18 protein-coding genes and 1 pseudogene are annotated in these 20,663 nt (G+C 50.5%); 13 read left to right on the top strand and 6 right to left on the bottom strand.

Translation table 11 applies throughout. The annotated features are described in order from the left end of the window. Window positions 1-183: 183 nt before the first annotated feature. Window positions 184-807: a lytic transglycosylase domain-containing protein gene (locus ACTHRE_RS06040; protein ID WP_107810815.1), complete on the bottom strand. Its 624-nt coding sequence runs from the start codon at window positions 805-807 to the stop codon at window positions 184-186. A 173-nt stretch (window positions 808-980) separates the two neighbouring features. Here ACTHRE_RS06040 and ppx point away from each other — a divergent pair, with 173 nt between their 5' ends. The 4 genes from ppx to ACTHRE_RS06020 all read left to right on the top strand — a co-directional run bounded on the left by ppx (window position 981) and on the right by ACTHRE_RS06020 (window position 4,581). After that, window positions 981-2,489 carry an exopolyphosphatase gene (gene ppx, locus ACTHRE_RS06035; RefSeq protein WP_377072448.1) on the top strand — a complete coding sequence of 503 codons (1,509 nt, stop codon included), beginning with the start codon at window positions 981-983 and terminating at the stop codon, window positions 2,487-2,489. An 87-nt stretch (window positions 2,490-2,576) separates the two neighbouring features. Further along, complete coding sequence (gene rbfA, locus ACTHRE_RS06030; protein WP_003685554.1) at window positions 2,577-2,948, top strand: 30S ribosome-binding factor RbfA; 372 nt, start codon at window positions 2,577-2,579, stop codon at window positions 2,946-2,948. A 69-nt stretch (window positions 2,949-3,017) separates the two neighbouring features. Further along, entirely contained in the window at window positions 3,018-3,932 is a 915-nt protein-coding gene (gene truB / locus ACTHRE_RS06025) for a tRNA pseudouridine(55) synthase TruB (RefSeq protein ID WP_107867618.1), read from the top strand. Between the two features lie 22 nt (window positions 3,933-3,954). Continuing rightward, on the top strand, window positions 3,955-4,581 hold the full coding sequence (locus tag ACTHRE_RS06020; RefSeq protein WP_377072450.1) for an NAD(P)H-hydrate epimerase: 627 nt from the start codon (window positions 3,955-3,957) through the stop codon (window positions 4,579-4,581). A 49-nt stretch (window positions 4,582-4,630) separates the two neighbouring features. Here the strand turns inward: ACTHRE_RS06020 and ACTHRE_RS06015 are convergent, their stop codons facing one another. Next, entirely contained in the window at window positions 4,631-4,990 is a 360-nt protein-coding gene (locus tag ACTHRE_RS06015) for a CrcB family protein (protein ID WP_377072452.1), read from the bottom strand. A gap of 82 nt (window positions 4,991-5,072) precedes the next feature. Then, window positions 5,073-5,750 carry an energy-coupling factor ABC transporter permease gene (locus ACTHRE_RS06010; RefSeq protein ID WP_377072472.1) on the bottom strand — a complete coding sequence of 226 codons (678 nt, stop codon included), beginning with the start codon at window positions 5,748-5,750 and terminating at the stop codon, window positions 5,073-5,075. Between the two features lie 164 nt (window positions 5,751-5,914). Here ACTHRE_RS06010 and ACTHRE_RS06005 point away from each other — a divergent pair, with 164 nt between their 5' ends. From ACTHRE_RS06005 to ACTHRE_RS05990, 4 genes are all read left to right on the top strand, one after another. Then, window positions 5,915-8,968, top strand: a complete 3,054-nt coding sequence (locus tag ACTHRE_RS06005) for a DNA translocase FtsK (RefSeq protein WP_440345064.1) — start codon at window positions 5,915-5,917, stop codon at window positions 8,966-8,968. A 470-nt stretch (window positions 8,969-9,438) separates the two neighbouring features. Next, window positions 9,439-10,005, top strand: a complete 567-nt coding sequence (aqpZ, locus tag ACTHRE_RS06000) for an aquaporin Z (RefSeq protein ID WP_377072456.1) — start codon at window positions 9,439-9,441, stop codon at window positions 10,003-10,005. Window positions 10,006-10,152: 147 nt separating this feature from the next. Further along, window positions 10,153-10,485 (top strand): hypothetical protein, encoded by a 333-nt coding sequence (locus tag ACTHRE_RS05995; protein WP_004520787.1) that lies wholly within the window; start codon window positions 10,153-10,155, stop codon window positions 10,483-10,485. After that, the gene (locus tag ACTHRE_RS05990; protein WP_377072457.1) at window positions 10,473-10,745 is read left to right on the top strand and encodes an NF038104 family lipoprotein; all 273 of its coding nucleotides are present in this window, start codon (window positions 10,473-10,475) and stop codon (window positions 10,743-10,745) included. The genes ACTHRE_RS05995 and ACTHRE_RS05990 overlap by 13 nt, the downstream gene beginning before the upstream one ends. Before the next feature lie 59 nt (window positions 10,746-10,804). Here ACTHRE_RS05990 and radC read toward each other — a convergent pair whose 3' ends face one another. Beyond that, window positions 10,805-11,479, bottom strand: coding sequence for a RadC family protein (gene radC, locus ACTHRE_RS05985; RefSeq protein WP_070583317.1), 675 nt, complete (start codon window positions 11,477-11,479; stop codon window positions 10,805-10,807). Between the two features lie 476 nt (window positions 11,480-11,955). Between radC and ACTHRE_RS05980 the strand changes: the two genes are divergently transcribed. The 5 genes from ACTHRE_RS05980 to trxB all read left to right on the top strand — a co-directional run bounded on the left by ACTHRE_RS05980 (window position 11,956) and on the right by trxB (window position 17,452). After that, window positions 11,956-13,080, top strand: a complete 1,125-nt coding sequence (locus ACTHRE_RS05980; RefSeq protein ID WP_377072459.1) for an ABC transporter ATP-binding protein — start codon at window positions 11,956-11,958, stop codon at window positions 13,078-13,080. A 15-nt stretch (window positions 13,081-13,095) separates the two neighbouring features. Beyond that, on the top strand, window positions 13,096-14,061 hold the full coding sequence (locus ACTHRE_RS05975) for an ABC transporter permease subunit (RefSeq protein WP_049335897.1): 966 nt from the start codon (window positions 13,096-13,098) through the stop codon (window positions 14,059-14,061). Beyond that, window positions 14,061-14,948 (top strand): ABC transporter permease subunit, encoded by an 888-nt coding sequence (locus ACTHRE_RS05970; RefSeq protein WP_003679574.1) that lies wholly within the window; start codon window positions 14,061-14,063, stop codon window positions 14,946-14,948. The genes ACTHRE_RS05975 and ACTHRE_RS05970 overlap by 1 nt, the downstream gene beginning before the upstream one ends. A 149-nt stretch (window positions 14,949-15,097) precedes the next feature. Next, a complete protein-coding gene (locus tag ACTHRE_RS05965) occupies window positions 15,098-16,393 on the top strand; it encodes an NAD(P)/FAD-dependent oxidoreductase (protein WP_440345063.1) in 1,296 nt (431 codons plus the stop codon). Between the two features lie 108 nt (window positions 16,394-16,501). Next, window positions 16,502-17,452 (top strand): thioredoxin-disulfide reductase, encoded by a 951-nt coding sequence (gene trxB / locus ACTHRE_RS05960; protein WP_377072463.1) that lies wholly within the window; start codon window positions 16,502-16,504, stop codon window positions 17,450-17,452. Between the two features lie 211 nt (window positions 17,453-17,663). Here the strand turns inward: trxB and ACTHRE_RS05955 are convergent. Together ACTHRE_RS05955 and ACTHRE_RS05950 are read right to left on the bottom strand one after the other, a co-directional pair. Further along, a pseudogene (locus ACTHRE_RS05955) lies at window positions 17,664-18,671 on the bottom strand (IS5 family transposase). 219 nt (window positions 18,672-18,890) lie between these two features. Then, window positions 18,891-20,663, bottom strand: a 1,773-nt coding sequence (locus ACTHRE_RS05950) for a transferrin-binding protein-like solute binding protein (RefSeq protein ID WP_440345062.1), incomplete at its 5' end; no start/stop codon positions are given.

The following is a 20,663-nucleotide window of genomic DNA, read 5'->3' as shown; positions in this document are numbered from 1 at the left end:
GCCTTAAGTTTGCGAAAGGCCGTCTGAAAGTGTGAATTAACAGATTTTCTGATTATACAGGATTCAAAGGAATTGCATGGGGTCAAATCGCAAGCCGTTTATCGCAAACCTGCTTCATCGGTATAAAACGGTTTCAACAAAAAACAACATCACGCAACATCTGCCCTATCCCATTATCCCCAATCAACCCCACTGCCATCTATTTCGCCACGCGCCTAACACGGCATTTGGATATTTATTACTGCCCAAGCTGCCGTTAAACCTTGCCAAAGCGCGGACAACATTGCCTTTTTCGATATTGTTGTAATGGCGCAGAATGGTGCAGCCATAGCGCAGATTGGTGCGGATGTCGAAAAGGTTGTGCGACGGATTGCCGATATAGTTTTTCCAAAACGGCATCACCTGCATCAAACCGCGCGCGCCCACGCCGCTGATGGCATATTGGCGAAACGCACTTTCCACTTCAATCAAGCCCAAAATCACTTGAGTGTTGAGTCCGGCACGACTGCTTTCGTATTGAATATTAACCAATAGGCGGCGGCGCTCGCCCTCATCGGGAATGAAACGTGCTAATCGGGAAGACATCGCCGCCAACCAACGCTCCCCTTCCCTCGAATCGGCAAACACCAGCCGCGCAGGGCTGGCGCTATTGATCGAACTGCGCATCACGGAAGCCACATCATCCGCCAGCGTTTCTTCACGCTGCGCCCCCGCCCATGCGGTCGCAGGCGTCAAAAGCATGGCTCCTCCGACTTGCAATAAACGGCGGCGCGATAAAAATAAGGAATCTTGGTTTTCCGATTTCATGTATTTTCTCTTTTTAGGCCGTCTGAAAAGTTCAGATGGCCTTTGATATATTGGCTTAAAATCGGCATTATAAAATACATCTATGAGCAGAATCAAAGAGCTGTATACCTTTTATTGTCAAGTGATACCGCCTCAAGTAACATTTAGGTTTTTCTAATCAACCGGTATTTTTTATGACCACCACTCCCGCCAACGTTTTAGCCTCCGTCGACTTGGGTTCCAACAGTTTCCGCCTGCAAATTTGTGAAAACAACAACGGCCAGCTGAAAGTCATCGACTCGTTCAAACAAATGGTTCGCTTTGCCGCCGGCTTGGACGAACAAAAAAACCTAAGCGAAGCCTCTCAAGAACAAGCCTTGGAATGTTTGGCGAAATTTGGCGAACGCCTGCGCGGATTTCAACCCGAAAACGTGCGCGTGGTGGCCACCAACACTTTCCGTGTTGCCAAAAACATCGCCCAATTCCTGCCCCGTGCCGAAGCGGCGCTGGGTTTCCCCATCGAAGTCATTGCCGGCCGTGAAGAAGCGCGTCTGATTTACACCGGCGTAGTGCATACCCTGCCGCCCAAAGGCGACAAAATGCTGGTTATCGACATTGGCGGCGGCTCGACCGAATTTGTCATCGGCTCGGATTTGCAACCGCTGATCACAGAAAGCCTGCCTTTGGGCTGCGTAACGTACAGCATGCGCTTCTTCCAAAACAAAGTGACCGCCAAAGATTTCCAAGCTGCCGTTTCCGCCGCGCGTATCGAAATCCAGCGTATCAGCAAACTGATGAAGCGCACCGGTTGGGATTTCGCCATCGGCACGTCCGGTTCGGCAAAATCCATACGCGACGTTTTGGCAGCCGAATTGCCGCAAGAAGCCGACATTACCGCCCAAGGCATGCGTTATCTTGCCGATAGGATTATCGAAGCCGGTTCGGTTAAAAAAGCCAAATTTGAAAACCTCAAACCTGAACGCGTCGAAGTTTTTGCTGGCGGGTTGGCCGTGATGATGGCCGCTTTTGAAGAACTCTCGCTGACCAAAATGACCGTTACCGAGGCCGCCCTCCGCGACGGCGTGTTCTACGACTTAATCGGCCGCAGCCTCAATGTCGACATGCGCGAACAGACAACGGCGGAGTTCCAAAAACGCTACCACGTCAGTCTCAACCAAGCCAAACGCGTTGCCGATACCGCGCAAGCCTTTATGAACAGCCTGTGCCATGCCAAAAACGTAACCGTTCAAGAACTTGCCTTGTGGAACCAATACCTCAGCCGCGCAGGCCGTCTGCATGAAATCGGCTTGGATATCGCCCATACCGGTTATCACAAACACTCCGCATATATTCTCGAAAATGCCGATATGCCGGGCTTCTCACGCAAAGAACAAACCATTTTGGCGCAACTGGTTATCGGCCATCGCGGCGACCTCAAGAAAATGGCGGACATTATCGGCAACAACGAAATCATGTGGTGTGCCGTATTGTCCCTGCGCCTGGCCGCCCTCTTCTGCCGCTCACGCCTGCCGCTTGATTTGCCGCCGCAAACCCAGCTTCGCGTCGATGAAAACAACCACAGCTTCATCTTGCGCATCAACGCCCAATGGCTGGAGCAACACCCCCTCATTGCCGATGCGCTGGACTACGAAAGCGCGCAATGGCAGAAAATTGATATGCCTTTCTCGGTTCAAGCACAATAAACCGCGCTCCGTTATAATAGGCAGCTATTCAAAATCCAAACCGCAGGCCGTCTGAAAACGACAGCCTGCCATACATCAAGGAAAACCATGAGAAAACCCCAACGCGGCTACGCCCGCCAAGACCGTGTCAAAGAACAAATCATGCGCGAGCTTGCCGAACTCGTCCGCACCGGCCTGAAAGACCCGCGCGCAGGCTTCATCACCATCAACGAAGTCGAAGTCACCCGCGATTACAGCCACGCAACCGTGTTCTACACCGTCCTCGACGACAGCACACGCGACATTACCGAAGAAGCTTTGGAACACGCCAAAGGCCATTTGCGCAGCGAATTGGCCAAACGCATCAAACTCTTCAAAACGCCCGAGCTGCACTTCAAATATGACGAATCACTCGAACGCGGCATGAGCATTTCCAGCCTGATCGACCAAGTGGCGGCGGAAAAACCGGTTGAAGACTGATTGATTAAAACACACAGGCCGTCTGAATGCTTTCAGACGGCCTGAACATTAACACTTCCCCTACTTAATATGACAGCCAAACCCACCAAACGCCCGGTCAACGGCGTTCTTCTCCTCGACAAACCTGAAGGCCTTTCCAGCAACACTGCCCTGCAAAAAGCGCGGCGCTTGTTCCTTGCCGAAAAAGCCGGACATACCGGCGTACTCGATCCTTTGGCTACAGGGCTTTTGCCTGTTTGCTTCGGCGAAGCGACCAAGTTCGCCCAATATCTGATTGATGCCGACAAAGCCTATACGGCCACGCTGAAACTGGGCGAAGCCAGCAGTACAGGCGACGCCGAAGGCGAAATCATTGCCACTGCTCGCACCGATATTTCATTGTCCGAATTTCAGACGGCCTGCCAAGCCTTAACAGGCGATATCCGCCAAGTGCCGCCGATGTTTTCCGCCCTCAAACACGAAGGCAAACCACTGTACGAATACGCACGCAAAGGCATTGTTATCGAACGCAAAGCGCGTGATATTACGATTTATTCCATTGATATTACTGAGTTTGATGCACCCAAAGCCGTGATAGACGTACGCTGCAGCAAGGGTACTTACATCCGCACCCTCAGCGAAGACATCGCCAAACACATCGGCACATTCGCCCACCTGACCGCCCTGCGCCGTACCGAAACCGCAGGCTTTACCATTGCCCAAAGCCACACGCTCGAAGCCTTGGCAGAATTGGACGAAGCCGAACGCGATGCCCTGCTGCTGCCTTGCGATGTCTTGGTACAGCATTTCCCCAAACTGGAGTTGAACGACTACGCCGTTACCATGCTCAAACACGGCCAACGCCCCCAGTTTACCGAAGACATTTCCGCCGAACAGCCTATCCGTGTGTACAACCAAGACGGCACATTTATCGGGCTGGTGGAATATCAAAAAGAAATAGGCCGTCTGAAAGCCTTGCGCCTGATGAATACCGCCGACCAATAACTTCCTGCAAAGAGAGCCGATCATGAAAGTCTATACCGCCGCCCAAATGCGCGAACGCGAGCAAGCAGCCGTCGATAAAGGCACGAGCTTCGACCAACTGATGGAAAACGCCGGCAGCTCTGCCGCCCAAGACCTCATGCAGCGTCACCCTCAAGCCGGACGCGCCCTGATCGTTTGCGGCAAAGGCAACAACGGCGGAGACGGCTTAGTCATGGCAAGATATATGCAGGCGCAAGGATGGCACATCGACATTCTGTTTTCACTCGGAGAAAATCTCTCCCCCTTGGCTCAAACCAATCGCGAACGCCTCAACGGTTTACCCCATATTGAATTGATATCCGTACAAGAACTGGAAGGCCGTCTGAAAAAAGGTTACGACATCATTATCGAAGGCATATTCGGCACAGGCTTCAGCGGCGCGCTTCCAACCGAAATCGCCGCCCTCTGCCGCCAACTCAATCATTCAGACGGCCTGAAAGTCGCCCTCGATATCCCCACCGGCCTCAACTGCGACACCGCCGAAGCCGATCCCGACACATTCCGCTCAGACCTGACTTACACCTTTGCCGCCTACAAACCGGCGCATTTAAGCGAGTCCGGCCAAACCTATTGTCAAGAAACCGTCTGTTTGCCTATTGGCATTGATTAAATGCCTATAAAAAATAACAGGGTGCAAAATTGCACCCTGTTATTTTTGCTTACTTCCAAATCTGAGCCAATTTAATCCCCAGCGCCGTCAAACCAAACGAACCGAAAACATGCAAACAGGTTACCATCAAGGCCATGCCCCAACGTTGTGCCTGCATCAAACCCACCATCTCCACTGAAAAACCTGAAAATGTGGTCAAGCTGCCGAGAAAGCCGGTAATCCAAAGCAAACGCCATTGCGGATCGGTTAAGAGTTCTGCCAATACGCCGATCAGCAGCGCGCCCAGCCAGTTTGCCGCCAATGTACCGATAGAAAAAGGCGCAGAAGACACCAGCACTAAGCCAAACAGCCAACGCAATACAGCCCCGACAGCGGCACCGCAAACAATGGGAAAAATATAAGCAAACATAACAAGTTAAACATTCAATTCAAAAAAACAGACTATCCAGTCATTAGGCCGTCTGAAAACCAAGCAAGGATGCCTTCATACCTCATTGCCAAATCTTAGGCGCGGATTTCAAATACCTGTTGTCATCGAAAGTACAAATCCATTGTGGCTTGAGCGCGATGAAAATGGCTGTTGAAATACCGCTCAAAAATGCCTCCGCCCAAGCGATTAAGAAGAAAACAGGAAAAGCGGTTTTCCATAATACCGTCGTATCAAATACAACCGCCCAGTCCAACAAACCGACCAGAACGACACCGGTAAACACCATGCCAACCGCCGCAGCCCAAAAACCATTCAGAAAAATAAAGATAAAGATATTGGCAGGCAATCGCGATACCCAATGGCGGAAACCCAAGTTCACCAACAAAGGCGGAAGCAATACGGACAAGGCGTTAATGGGAAACATATGCCAATCGCCCCAAAGCCACAAATATGGAAAAAACAGTAAAACGCCAAGGCAGAACGCGACAGAGGTGCCCAGCATTAAAGCCGTCAGGTTTAAAGCAAGCAGATGATAGCTCATGCCGGCCAGTTGCCCGCTTTCCGGGGAGGCATTCAAACTCCAAGCCAGCGGCAACATCACGGCAGCCACCAAAAATGCGGAACGATGCTGCGATACCGACACCCATGCCTGCTTTGCACACAAAGCAAAAATCACCAGCAACACAGGCCATGCCGCCATCACGACCCCAACGGGAAACCATCCGTTTTGAAAAATCATCATCTCATCCGCAAAATGTTCAGACGGCCTATTATACGCGTCTCAAGCCATAGCTTTGACAATCCTGTCTGCCTTTGCCGTTAAAGCTTGTTTCGGCTGGTTTTGTTTACCCGAAAAAAGCGTTAGAATAACGGACTTTGCCGTTTAATTAAGGGGATGGACGCATGCTTTGGACAATATTGGCTTTAATTCTGCTGGCTGTCATAGCCGGCTTGTTCTGGTGGCGCCAGAAACAAGAGCAAAAGTGGCGCCAAGAATTGGCCCGACTCAGTGGCGACGAACAAGAATTAAACGAAGAAGACAGCTCAGCTGCTTTTTCCGACCAACTGAACAGCCTGAAACGTTTGTTTAGCATGAACAAGCGCTCTGCCGACAACCATAAAATCGCCCGCATCCGCCTGCTTTCCGCGCTCGAACACAATAAAACGCAACACGCCGAAACAGATGAAGAGCACACAACAGAGCCAGTTACCGAAGAGCCGGAACACATCGCAGCGACCGAAGAAGAAATCAAAGTTGCGCCTAAAACCCGCAAATCTGCCAAACCGGAACGTATTCCTAAAATCACGCCGTTTGCACAAATGGAAACGCCCGAATACAGCCCGTCTTTGGTGCAAAACAGCAATTTTGAAGAAATCACATTAGAAGAAGCCACACGTTCCCTGCATGAAGCAGCGGTTGAAGAATGGAACGAGCATTTGGCCGAAAAAAATGCGCCGATTTACAAAGACGAAGTCGAAACCCCATTGTTGCGTGCTTCATCCCTGCCGATGACAGGCATGGAAATCATCGACTACAACGACCCTATCTTGCGCCGCACACGCGAGCGTGCCTTGGCGCGCGCCAATAATGTCCGCGTGGCAGAAGCCAATGCACCACATATCGAAACCGTTCAGACGGCCTTAAGAACTGCCGAAAAAGAAGCCATCCTCCCCTATACTTCCATGCAGGCATTCCCTTCTGAAATCCAAGCGGAAGATATTCACGACAACCTTGCCCGCCGTACCGCCGCACGCCACAAACTGGCCGCGGCCGTCGCTCCATTGCGCGACTACTCTCCGCGCACCATCGAAAATGACGAAATTCTGGCCAACTTGGGACAAATCAGCCGTCCTGCCAGCCTGCGCCGTCAAGTTCGCCATACCGAAGCGGCCGCCGAAAGATGGGCGCGCAAACAAGCTGCCACGGAAGCCGTTGCACCACAACCTGCCGCACCGGCAACGCCGTCCCGTCCGAAACCGGCTGCGCCTGTTAAAAAATCCCCTTATATCTCCCGACCTGCCGCGCCAAACGCAATCGTAGTCGAGCCGCCTGCCGTACCGGTTGTCCCTATGGCTAAAACCGATATTCCCGAACCGCCTGTTTTCCAAACCTCGATTGCGCCGATTGATATCCCTGAGCCGCCAGCTTTTGAACATAAAATCCAAGTGCCGATTTTTGATGCACAAGTCAATGCGCATGTCAGCAACCAGCCTGAACGCAGCATACGCGATTATTTAATCAGCGAATCTGCCGTCGAAGAAGCGGAATTCGATAGTGAGCCGGAAGCAACTGTACAACCGGAAGCAGAAGCTATTCAAGCGGTTGAAACCATTGAACCCGTTGAATCTGTTGAAACAATCGCAAGGCCGTCTGAATATACACAGACAGTCGTTGAAACGCCTGTTCAAACCGTAGAACCAAGCATTCAAGAGAGTACGCCAAGCGTAGTTCATCCGACTTCAACAACACTTACCGAGGCACACCTACCGACTACCGCCCTGCTTTTGCCGCCGCAGTTTGACCCAAGCGCCTCGCAAACTGAAGAACAGTTGCTGGAAAACAGCATTACCATCGAAGAAAAACTGGCCGAGTTCAAAGTTAAAGTCAAAGTGATGGACTCCTATTCTGGCCCAGTCATTACTCGCTACGAGATTGAGCCTGATGTCGGCGTGCGCGGCAGTGCCGTTTTGAACCTTGAAAAAGATTTGGCGCGCTCGCTTGGCGTGGCTTCCATCCGCGTGGTGGAAACCATCCCCGGCAAAACCTGCATGGGCTTGGAATTGCCCAATCCGAAACGCCAAATGATCCGCTTGAGCGAAATCTTCAATTCGCCTGCGTTTACCGAATCCAAATCTAAACTGACCCTGGCCCTCGGCCAAGACATTACCGGCCAGCCTGTTGTGACAGACTTGGCCAAAGCGCCGCATCTGCTGGTTGCCGGTACGACCGGTTCGGGTAAGTCCGTAGGCGTGAATGCCATGATTCTGTCCATGCTCTTCAAAGCAACGCCTGAAGACGTGCGCATGATTATGATTGACCCGAAAATGCTGGAGCTGAGCATTTACGAAGGCATTCCGCACCTGCTCGCCCCTGTCGTGACCGATATGAAGCTGGCAGCAAACGCCTTAAACTGGTGCGTCAACGAAATGGAAAAACGCTACCGCCTGATGAGCTTTATGGGCGTGCGCAACCTTGCCGGTTTCAACCAAAAAATTGCCGAAGCCGCCGCGCGTGGCGAAAAAATCGGCAGCCCGTTCAGCCTCACGCCTGAAAACCCTGAACCATTGGAGAAACTGCCGTTTATCGTGGTTGTGGTAGATGAGTTTGCCGACCTGATGATGACTGCAGGCAAGAAAATTGAAGAACTGATTGCCCGCCTCGCCCAAAAAGCCCGCGCAGCCGGTATTCATTTGATTCTTGCCACCCAACGCCCAAGCGTGGATGTCATTACCGGCCTGATTAAAGCCAATATTCCGACACGCATTGCCTTCCAAGTGTCCAGCAAAATCGACAGCCGCACGATTCTTGACCAAATGGGCGCAGAAAATCTGCTCGGCCAAGGCGATATGCTGTTCCTGCCGCCCGGCATCGTCTATCCGCAACGCGTACACGGCGCATTCGCATCCGATAATGAAGTACACCGCGTAGTGGAATACTTGAAACAATTCAGCGCGCCTGACTATATCGACGATATTTTAAGCAGCAGTTCGACCGAGGACTTTACCGGCACCAGCCGCAGCAACGACAGCGACCTCGACCCCATGTATGACGAAGCCGTTTCCGTTGTCTTAAAATCGCGTAAAGCCAGCATTTCCAATATCCAACGCCAACTGCGCATCGGCTACAACCGTGCCGCCCGCCTGATTGACCAAATGGAAGCCGACGGTATTGTTTCCCCGGCGGAAAACAACGGCAACCGCACCATCTTGGCGCAAAGCAGCGACCATCTGGATTAATTTATCCTTGTTTAAAATTAAGGCCGTCTGAAAACTTTTCAGACGGCCTTTTCAATCAGATAATGGGTTCAAAGATTCCGATCAAATTAATAATCTGTAAATAATATTACCTACAAAACCAAATGCTTTTACATTAACGGCATTTGCTTCACTATTAAATAAACCCAGCCTCAATAAACAAAACTCGACCTACAAGATATATCTCCCTATCCATTTGTCGCCATTTTCAGACGGCATTTTGTCAAGACCGGAAAAAACAGATAAATCCATTTTTCGATTAGAAACAATATTATTATGATTCATGCCTTCGGCAACACCCCACCCTTTACGAGGAAAAACAAATGAAAAAATATTTTGCAGAATTTTTCGGCACTTTCTGGCTGGTATTCGGCGGCTGCGGCAGCGCGGTTTTGGCAGCAGCTTACCCATAACTTGGCATTGGCTTTGCCGGTGTCGCTTTGGCATTCGGTTTGACCGTACTGACCATGGCTTACGCCGTTGACCACATTTCCGGCGGCCACTTCAACCCTGCCGTTTCCGTCGGCCTCTTCATCGGCGGCCGTTTCAACGGTAAAGACCTGTTGCCTTACATCGTATCCCAAGTTATCGGTGCGATTGCCGCCGCGGGCGTTCTGTATCTGATTGCTTCCGGTAAAACCGGTTTTGATGCTGTTTCCTCTGGCTTTGCCAGCAACGGTTTCGGCGAGCACTCTCCTAACGGTTACGACATGATGGCCGCTTTGCTGATCGAATTCGTACTGACCGCATTCTTCCTGATCATTATCATGGGTTCTACCGACAAACTGGCTCCGGCCGGCTTTGCCCCTATCGCCATCGGCCTGGGTCTGACCCTGATTCACTTGATCAGCATTCCTGTAACCAATACTTCCGTTAACCCTGCACGTTCTACCGGTGTTGCCTTATTCCAAGGCGGCTGGGCTGTTGAACAACTGTGGTTGTTCTGGTTGGCTCCTATTGCCGGTGCAGCAGTTGGCGCGGCTATTTACCGCTTTGTTTTGGCTAACGACGACAAATAATCTTGACGGAATAACATTTCCGGTGCGGCCGACACTCTAAACTGACTGCACCCAAGTTGCCGAGACACAAACGCACCGCCTGACTCAGACGGTGCGTTTGTTTTTGCCATGTTACAATGCTTCCTTTTCTCACATTCTCAAACCATCATGCAAACCTTACCTTTTCAAACCGATATCGCTGCCAGAATGCTGGTCAATACCGAAAACGAAACCATCCATCCCGATGCCGTATTCGTACAAACGCAAAACGGCTATTGGATTGCTTGGCACGACCAACAAGCCGCCCTGCTTGCCCCCGACACACCACCCGATATTCCCTGCTTTTGGGTAGAAGGCGCAGAAAGCTTGGAAGAGTTGGTAAGCATGGTAGAAAACGGCGAATTTGACGAAGTTGAAGAATTTGACGGCGATGATGATGCTTGGCAAGAAGCACTCGGATGCGGCCATCATCACGAAGGACACTGCGGATGCAGCCATTGAGATGCACAAAACGCCTGCTTCCGGCACTTGCCCTTTGTCTGACGCTTAACGGCTGCGTTGTAGGCGCGGCTGTCGATTTGGCTGCTACAACCGTCCTGACTGCCGGGAAATTGGTTGTCAAAGGAACGGGGGCAGTGATTGATGCCGCCATTCCTGACAGCAAAAAAGACAAGGATAAAGAAAAAGAAAAGAGCAAAGAAAAGCCAAAATCGGAAGAAATCGTCTATAAGAAAGAATCCTCTGACGAAGTAGCGCAATAATCCTTCAGACGGCCTCAGCAAGGTAATCAATCCTACTGAGGCCGTCTGAACATTCATCCTTACATATAGCCCTGTTCGCGCAAAGAGCAGGTTTCTTTTGCCGTCACGATAAAATGGTCCAACAGCGTAATATCGACCAAACTTAAAGCCTGTTTCAAACGCTCTGTAAACTGCACATCAGATTCAGACGGCCTTGCCGAACCGCCCGGATGATTGTGTGCCAAAATCAAACTGTCGGCGTATTCATCCAATGCCAATTTGACGATTTCACGGATATAAACTGTGTTTTCCGCCACCGTACCGCGCGACAATTCCCGTACCACAATCAATTGATTTTGACGGTTGAGCAGCAAAGCAACGCTGACCTCAATTTTTTCATGTCCAAGATGCAGGCGCAGATAATCCGCAACCGATTTCGGGTTTGACAAAACTATCTGCTCCTGCAAATCTTCACCCAAAATCCGCCGCCCGATTTCTTTGACCACTGCAAATTGAGTATAGCTCGCCAAGCCCATGCCCTTATAGGCAGCGAGTGTTTTGGCATCCGCACTCATCAGCTTCCCCAAGCTGCCAAACTCACTCAACAAATAACGCGCCAAATCAACCGCGCTCATACCGCGCGTTCCGACACGCAGCAAAATCGCCAGCAACTCCGCATCACTCAACGCCGCCGCACCGTGCGCCAAGAGCTTCTCGCGCGGCCGCTCCCCTTCGGGCCATTCTTTGATACTCATGTTTTCCCTTTTATTTATATAGCGGATTTAGTTTTAATTCCGAGTAAAACCGCCTCGCCCGATATAAAACGTAATCCATTATGGTTTTAGTAAATAAATGTAATTTGCGTATTTTATTCTATTTTGAATAATTATTTAAGACATATAGATAATAATTACCCCCTTTTGTGCAGAAAAACAACGCTACCCATTTTTACTATCGTGTTTCCCTGTCTGCCTTTCCTTTCCTATTTGCTTCAAATCAGCCGATACAAGCAATTTCATATTGCCCCTAACAGGATTAGGCTAATATAATATTGAGTTTGCCGAGAGCAAAAGCTTAGGCTTAAACTGCTTTCTATCCACGCTGCCCGTGCGCTTTACAAGAGTTTCAGACGGCCTCCGTCCGACTCCCGCCAGCAATCAAACAGCTTTTTATCACCCATTCGAAAATCCGTTTTGCCGGTACTCGTCTTTCTTTTTGGAGTATTGCCATTATGACCGCAACCACTGCGTCTTCAGCCAAACCTTATCTGCAAATCCAAGGCTTGGTGAAAAAGTTTGGTGACAATTACGCTGTCGATAACATCGACTTGGACATTTATCAACATGAAATCTTTGCCCTTTTGGGCAGCTCAGGCAGTGGCAAATCCACGCTGCTGCGCATGTTGGCAGGCATGGAAAGCCCCAATCAGGGCAAAATCATTCTCGACGGCCAAGACATTACCAAGCTTGCTCCGTACGAGCGCCCAATCAACATGATGTTCCAAAGCTATGCCCTGTTCCCGCACATGAGCGTTGAGCAAAACATCGCTTTCGGTCTGAAACAAGACAAAATGCTTAAAGGCGAAATTGACGCCCGTGTGGAAGAAATGCTACGCCTGGTGCAAATGACCAAATTCGCCAAACGCAAGCCGCACCAACTCTCCGGCGGTCAGCAACAACGTATCGCTTTGGCGCGCAGCCTGGCGAAACGTCCTAAAATCCTGCTGCTTGACGAACCTTTGGGCGCACTCGATAAAAAACTGCGCCAACAAACCCAACTGGAATTGGTCAACACGCTGGAACAAGTCGGCGTAACCTGCATTATGGTTACCCACGACCAAGAAGAAGCGATGACCATGGCTACCCGTATCGCCATTATGTCTGACGGCCAACTACGACAAGTCGGTACGCCTAGCGATGTGTACGATTATCCTAATAGCCGCTTTACTGCCGAATTTATCGGTGAAACCAATATTTTTGACGGCGTCGTCATTGATGACCGCGCCGATTTCTCCATCGTCAAATGTGATGGCTTGGAAAACCACGTCCGTATCGACCACGGTTTGGGCGTTCCGAACGACCATGAAATTTGGATCAGTATTCGCCCTGAAGACATTGATTTGCATAAAGAAAAACCGGAACACTTGGGCGCGCACAACTGGGCCCAAGGCACAGTCAAAGAGATTGCCTACCTGGGCAGCTTCGCGATTTACCACATCAAACTCGCCAACGGCCGTGTCGTCAAAAGCCAAGTTCCCGCACCTTATTGGTATGTACGCAACATTACGCCGCCGACTTGGGACGAAACCGTCTATATCAGCTGGCCTGAAAACCAACCTACGCCTCTGTACAGTTAATTTGAGGGAAATGCAATGGACCTTAAAAAACTGAAAAAGAAACTGTTTCGCCGCCCCGGCCAGCGTGCAGTTATTGCCGTGCCGTATATCTGGCTCTTGGTGCTGTTTCTGATTCCGTTCGCCATCGTCTTGAAAATCAGCTTTGCCGAACAAGAAATCGCCATTCCGCCATTTACGCCGCTGACAACGATTGATGAAGACTTAGGCCGTCTGAACATTGCCATCAGCTATCAGAACTACGCCGACATCTTCCAAAACTTTTGGAATACGCTCAATCCGTTTGGCGACAGTGAAAACAGCAATATCTATTTGATGACCTACTGGTCTTCGATTAAGACTGCGCTGACGACGACCATCATCTGCCTGTTGATTGGTTATCCGACCGCTTATGCTATTTCACGCGCCAATCCGGCTGCGCGCAACGGCCTGCTGTTGGCAATCATGCTGCCTTTCTGGACTTCTTTCCTGTTGCGTGTTTACGCATGGATGGGCTTATTGGGTCACAACGGCATCATCAATAATTTCTTAATCAAATATGGAATCATCAGCGAGCCTTTAGACCTGTTCTACAATGCTTTTTCGCTGAATTTGGTGATGGTTTACGCCTATTTGCCGTTTATGATTTTGCCGCTGTACACACAACTGGTAAAACTGGACAACCGTCTGCTCGAAGCCGCGTCCGACTTGGGCGCAGGTCCGATCAAATCGTTCTTTACCATTACCCTGCCTTTATCCAAAACAGGCATCATCGCAGGCTCTATGCTGGTCTTTGTTCCGGCCGTCGGTGAATTTGTGATTCCTGAATTGGTGGGCGGTTCTGAAAACCTGATGATCGGTAAAGTATTGTGGCAGGCATTCTTCGACCAAAACAACTGGCCGCTGGCTTCTGCCGTCGCCGTCGTTATGGTTGCCCTGCTGGTTGTACCGATTGCCCTGTTCCAGCACTATGAAAACCGCGAATTGGAAGAAGGAGGCAAATAATGCAGAAAACCAAATTATCCTGGTTCTTGAAACTGATGCTCCTGCTCTCGCTGGCATTCCTCTATATTCCGCTGGTGGTTTTGGTCATCTATTCTTTCAATGAATCCAAGCTGGTTACCGTTTGGGGCGGTTTCTCAACCAAATGGTACGGCGCATTAATGGAAAACGACACCATCTTGGAAGCGGCCTGGCTGTCATTGCGTATCGCCATCGTTTCCTCACTTGCCGCCGTAGCACTCGGCACATTGGCTGGTTACGCCATGGCGCGTATCAAGCGCTTCCGCGGCAGCACCCTGTTTGCCGGTATGATTTCCGCGCCTATGGTGATGCCTGACGTGATTACCGGTTTGTCCATGCTGCTGTTGATTATTCAGGTGCAAATGTTCCTGCAAGGCAGTGAATTGTTGCAATCGCTCTACTTCGATCGCGGCTTCTTCACCATCTTCCTCGGCCACACCACACTTTGCATGGCGTACATTACCGTCGTTATCCGCTCGCGCTTGGTGGAATTGGATCAATCCTTGGAAGAGGCTGCTATGGACTTGGGTGCCCGTCCACTGAAGATTTTCTTCGTGATTACCCTGCCGCTGATTGCCCCTGCGATCGCTTCCGGCTTCCTCTTGGGCATTACCCTGTCTTTGGACGACTTGGTGATTACCTCCTTCCTGTCAGGCCCGGGTTCATCGACATTGCCGCAAGTGATTTTCTCCAAAATCAAACTCGGCCTTGACCCTCAGATGAACGTTTTGGCAACCATCCTGATCGGTATCATCGGTACGCTGGTTATTGTCGTTAACTACTGGATGATGCGTCAGGCAACCAAACGGGAACGCGAGGCTGCCGAAGCCTACCGCCAAGAAAAATTGGCAGCCGAGAAAGCCGCCTAATATGCAGACAGGCTGTCCGATAAAGCATCGGAACAGCCTGTTTTATTAACTGCATCTTATCCTTTCAGACGGCCTGAATCTAAGCCCACATTTAAGGCCGTCTGAAAACCTATTTTCAATGAAGTGAAAACCAACCTAAAGCTCAAATCATGATTAATCCCAGCTTCAAAGAATACCTTCCTTCCTACTATGTCAGCACGGCCAATCCCCATCCGTCTTATCCAACGCTGGAAGGCCGTCTGAAAACTGAAACCTGCGTTATCGGCGGCGGCCTGTCCGGTTTATGCACAGCCCTACCGCTTGCCGAAAACGGCCATGAAGTCATCGTACTTGAAGCCGCCCGTATCGGTTTCGGCGCATCAGGCCGCAGCGGCGGACAAGTCATCAGCGACTTTGCCTGCAGCATGGAAGAAATCGAAAAACAAGTCGGTTTGGAACAGGCCCAATGGTTCTGGCAGCAATCTCTGCAAGCCGTTGAACTGGTTGACTCTCGCATTCAAAAACACAATATCCAATGCGATTGGCAACGTGGTTACGCTACCGTCGCCGTCCGTCCTCAGCATTGGAAAGAATTGCAACAATGGCACGAACACGCTCAAAAACATTATGGCGCAAGCCATTACCAGCTTTGGGATAAAGCCACGCTGAAGCAGCAACTTGCCAGCGATATGTATCAAGGCGCGCAATTTGATCCTTTATCCGGCCACTTACATCCGCTCAATTACACCCTAGGTATTGCCAAAGTGGCAGCCGATGCAGGCGCACAACTTTTTGAGCAATCCCCGATGACACGTATCGAGCCATGCGATAACGGCTGGCTGGTTCATACGCCCAATGGCAGCGTTGAGTGCAAAAACCTCGTTTATGCCGTCAATACTTATGCCGGTTTGCACCCAAAATTCAAAGTATTGGAACAAAAAGCCATTGCAGTCAGCACCTTTATCATCGCCACCGAACCCCTGGGCGAGCGCGCCAAAGACCTGATCCGCAACAATATGGCCATCTGCGACAACCGCCACGTCCTCGACTACTACCGCCTCAGTGCCGACGGCCGCCTACTATTCGGCGGCAAAGATAACGAGTTTATCGACGATCCTGACCGCATGACCGAACTCGTCCGCCAAGACATGTTGAAAGTTTTCCCGCAACTTGCCGATGTCAGAATCGAGCATTCCTGGGGCGGCGAATGCGACATTACGCGCAACCTCGCCCCACATTTCGGCCGCCTCGCCCCTACCGTTTTCTACGCCCAAGGCTATTCCGGACACGGCATGGCGATTACCGGCATTGCCGGTTTGGCGATTGCCGAAGCCATCATGGGCGATGACGGCCGTCTGAAACCTTTTGAGCAACTGCGCCACAGCAACATTATTACCCAGCCTTTCCTACGCAAACTCGGCTCTTTCCTCGGCTCAAAATACTATCAATGGAAAGACAGCCACTAAACCCAAGCAACAAACATATTTCAGACGGCGGCAGATTCAAGTAAAATTCAGGCCGTCTGAAAGCTTAGATACGACAAAATTCAATCATTTATCAGCAAGGAAACCATCATGAGCAACCATCATAAACTCATCATCCTCGGCTCCGGCCCTGCCGGCTATACTGCCGCCGTCTATGCCGCCCGTGCCAACCTAAACCCTGTAATCATTACCGGCGTTGAGCAAGGTGGACAACTGATGACCACCACCGAAGTGGACAACTGGCCTGCCGATGCCGAAGGCGTACAAGGTCCGGAACTAATGGCCCGTTTCCAAGCTCATGCCGAACGCTTCGGCACTGAAATGATTTTCGACCAAATCCACACCGTTGATTTGCAAAACCGTCCGTTTACCCTCAAAGGCGATATGGGCGAATACACCTGCGATGCGCTCATCGTTGCCACCGGCGCATCCGCCAAATATTTAGGTTTGCCAAGCGAAGAAACCTTTGCCGGCAAAGGCGTTTCCGCCTGTGCAACTTGCGATGGTTTCTTCTACAAAAAACAAGATGTTGCCGTAGTCGGCGGTGGCAATACCGCTGTGGGAGAAGCACTCTACCTTGCCAATATCGCCAACACCGTTACCCTGATTCACCGCCGCGACAGCTTCCGCGCTGAAAAAATCATGGTGGACAAGCTGATGCAACGCGTCGAAGAAGGCAAAATCATCCTCAAGCTCAACAGCTCGGTTGATGAAATCTTGGGCGACGAAAGCGGCGTTACCGGTGCACGCCTGAAACATGATGACGGCAGCACTGAAGAAATCGCTGTAAAAGGCGTTTTCATCGCCATCGGCCACAAACCCAACACCGATATTTTCAAAGGCCAGCTCGATATGGATGAAACCGGCTACCTGAAAACCAAAGGCGGCACCGGTGATAATGTCGGCGCAACCAATATCGAAGGCGTATGGGCGGCAGGCGACGTCAAAGACCATACCTACCGTCAAGCCATCACCAGCGCAGCTTCCGGCTGCCAAGCCGCGCTTGATGCCGAACGTTGGCTCGACCGCCACGGCGTATGAGCCTCTAAGCTACGTCCTATTCTTTAAAACATAATCAAAAGGCCATCTGAAATTTCAGACGGCCTGAGACCTTTGCAAAATTCCTTTCCCCCAACAGCCGAAACCTAAACACAGGTTTTCGGCTGTTTTTGTTTCGAATATCCACTGATTCTACTCAAATACCCCCCTTAATCTCCCTTGGATACCTGATAATCAGGCATCCGGCCGCCTTTTAGGCGGCAACAGGCACACTTAGCCTGTTGGCGGCTTTCAACAGGTTCAAACGCATCGCCTTCAGATGGCTTTGCGCACTCACTTTAATCAGCCCGAAATAGGCTGCCCGGGCATAGCGGAATTTACGGTGCAGCGTACCGAAGCTTTGTTCGACCACATAACGGGTTTTCGATAAATACCGGTTACGCTTCGTTTGATTTTCCGTCAGCGGACGGTTGCGGTGGGCTTTGCGCATAATGCCGTCCGGTAACCGATGCTCTTTCAGATGTTGCCGGTTTTCCTCACTGTCATAGCCTTTATCGGCATAGACGGTCGTACCTTCGGGCAGTCCTTCCAACAAAGGCAACAGGTGGTTGCACTCATGGGTATTGGCGGGAGTGATGTGCAGTTTCTCGATATAGCCTTCCGCATCGGTACGGGTATGTTGTTTGTAACCGAGTTTGTAGAGGCCGTTTTTCTTTGTCCAATGGGCATCGCTGTCTTTGCTCGGTGTGGTTTGGCCGCTGACTTGTCCTTCTTCATCGACTTCTATGGCCTGACGCTGTTTGCTGCCGGCGGTTTGAATAATGGTGGCGTCAATGACGGCGGCGGATGCTTTCTCTACTTTTAGGTTTTTTTCGGTCAGTTGTCGGTTAATTAGTTCCAGCAATTCGGACAGGGTGTCGTCTTGCGCCAGCCAGTTGCGGTAGCGGCATAAGGTGCTGTAATCGGGAATGCTCAGTTCGTCAAAACGGCAAAACAGGTTAAAATCGATGCGGGTGATAAGGCTGTGTTCGAGTTCGGGATCGGAGAGGCTGTGTCATTGTCCGAGCAGGACGGCTTTGAACATGGACAACAGGGGATAGGCGGGACGGCCGCGGTGGTCTCGAAGGTAACGGGTTCTTTGACGATTCAGGTACTGTTCGATCGGTTGCCAATCAATCACTTGATCTAACTTCAATAGTGGGAAGCGGTCGATGTGTTTGGCAATCATGGCTTGTGCGGTTTGCTGGAAGAAGGTGCTCATGGAAAATCCCCTAAATGTCTTAGTAGGAATTTAGGGGATTTTGGGGAATTTTGCAAAGGTCTCAGATTATCTGAAAATAAGATTCAAGGTTTTCAGACGACCTTTTAGCGGGTAAATTGCTCTCTAGATTGTTGTTACCGTAAAAGGTCGTCTGAAAATCCTACCCACTCAAAAACAAACCGCCCTTTCAGGCGGTTTGTTTTCAGCTTAAACAGACGGTTATTGCTTTTTACCGCCGAATACACCGAAAGCGTTGTTACTTGAAGAGCCATTATCACCTGGTTTTTCATTGTAACTGTATCGTCCCGCCATTTCGGCAGCTTTGTCGCCGTAGAATCCGCCTGAGATAGAACCTTGCACACCGGAATCCCATTTACCATTAAAGCTGCTGCCTGTAATACCTGCGGTAAAGGCTCGTTCATTCATGAACCATCTGTCACCACTATTGATTTTACCTGCGATAGTCTTAGTATCGAAGTTGACATCTGCGGTAAACGAACCGGCAGTACGGTAGCCTCCTGTATCACCCACCCAGTTTTCCTTATTATCCAAGTTGCGGGCACGGAAATTCAACACCTCGCCTGCGTATTTAGCCGTACCGGACGGTAGAGAGGTACTCATTACCCCCTGAACAAACAAGGAGTAGGCATTATCGGCAAGTTTTGCCGCACCGAAGACAACATTGCTCAAATTGCCTGAAGCAACAAACGATTTGTAGTCCGAACCCAATTCAGTTTGATGGAGCTTGTTGGTAACAGGTGCCAAAGCGATTGTCGTACCGTTGATAATGACTTTGGTCAAGTTCGCGATATTCGATAAGATATATTGCTCGCCTGTTTCACCTTTTTTCAATTCGGCTGCGGCGGCATCATCTTTAGGTTTGGTTACGGGCGCATCAGGTTTGGCAACCGGCGCATCAGGCTGTCCGCCTGCTTGAGCTGCCGCATCTTGGCGTTTTGCACCAAACACACCGCGCGCCACTACGTCTTCATCACGTTGGTTTTTGCCTGCCGCACTATATGTACCGGCAAGTTGGTCTGCCTTCGCGCCAAAGAATCCGCCTTGCATCGTACCTTGCTTGTTGGAGAAGGTGTTGCCGTGCAAATCGCCATTGAAAGACAGATTTTCCGCCATATCGCGCGCATTGGATTTGACGACACCTGCAATCCTGTTGCCACCACTACCACCGCCAACCGTTTGATCGGAATAGCGGTTGATGCTGACATTGATGGTTTTTTGGTCGAAATTGACTTTTGCGGTAACATCGGTTGCTTTGGCGGCAGGATACAGATTGGCCAGCTTGGCTTGCGAACCGGTTTCAAAAATTTCTTGCAGACCTCTTGTATTGATCGGCAGTCCGTTTTGGAAATGCAGGCCGATGCCTTTATAGGTTGCATCCCCTCTTTGGGCTGCAACGGTATCACTGCCTGATGGCGTGCCTTGGACAAACAACGCCTGTTTCACATCACGCAGATCACTGACATCGGCAACACCGCCGTAACGAACGTCAGGCAACAGGTCGCCGCTGTGTACCGCATATTGTGCTGCATCGGTTTTACCGCCGTTCATACTTTTTTCGCCCAACGTAAACTCACCCGCTTTAACGTCTTTGGTATTAATGGCGACACCATCAAGTACGACGCTGTTTTTATCCGAGGCAGTCGGAGCTTCGGTTTTGGCATATTCCAAATCGCCGGTTTCACGTTTTTTCGCTACCAAGACACCGCCATCCAAAGCCTTGCCCATTACTTTGCCTTCGCCGCCAAAACCTTGACCTGAATTGGCCTCATTGGCTTTCTTAGCTTCCTCAGCTTTCTTAGCTTCCTCAGCTTTCTTAGCTTCCTCAGCTTTCTTAGCTTCCTCAGCTTTCTTAGCTTCCTCAGCTTTCTTGGCTTCCTCAGCTTTCTTGGCTTCCTCAGCTTTCTTGGCTTCTTCAGCTTTCTTGGCTTCTTCAGCTTTCTTGGCTTCTTCAGCTTTCTTGGCTTCTTCAGC

The sequence above is a fragment of the Neisseria sp. P0001.S007 genome (assembly GCF_051963655.1).
GTDB classification, from domain to species: Bacteria; Pseudomonadota; Gammaproteobacteria; order Burkholderiales; family Neisseriaceae; genus Neisseria; species Neisseria subflava_A.
This window is presented reverse-complemented; position numbering and strand designations above follow the sequence as displayed.